Raw genomic sequence first — 287 nt, 5'->3', positions numbered from 1 at the left:
GTCGAACTCGACTCGGCCACCCAGTTCTCCGTCACCCTCTCGGGGGCCGATCGCACCGCGGTCGACGCCCTGCTCGACCAGCTCGGCACCAGCTCGAGCTTCGGCACCACCTACAATCTCGCCGCCGCCGACGACTGGCTCACCGGTGCCGACCCCGGCACCGACATCAGCGATACCACCGGCAACGCGATCACCGTGGCCGTGGCCCCCAAGCTCACCAGCGCCACCTATGACGCCGCCACCGGCACCCTGGTGGTCACCGCCACCAATATCCAGGCCAACGGCGG

At 69.7% G+C, this 287-nt stretch carries 1 protein-coding gene; it reads left to right on the top strand.

What is annotated here, in order from left to right; translation table 11 throughout:
• Positions 1-287 (top strand): hypothetical protein (locus EBL84_RS17545; protein WP_148040338.1); only part of this gene is annotated, 287 nt, incomplete at both ends.

The organism is Marichromatium sp. AB31, assembly GCF_003718685.1.
In the GTDB taxonomy this organism is placed as follows: Bacteria; Pseudomonadota; Gammaproteobacteria; order Chromatiales; family Chromatiaceae; genus Marichromatium; species Marichromatium gracile.
This window is presented reverse-complemented; position numbering and strand designations above follow the sequence as displayed.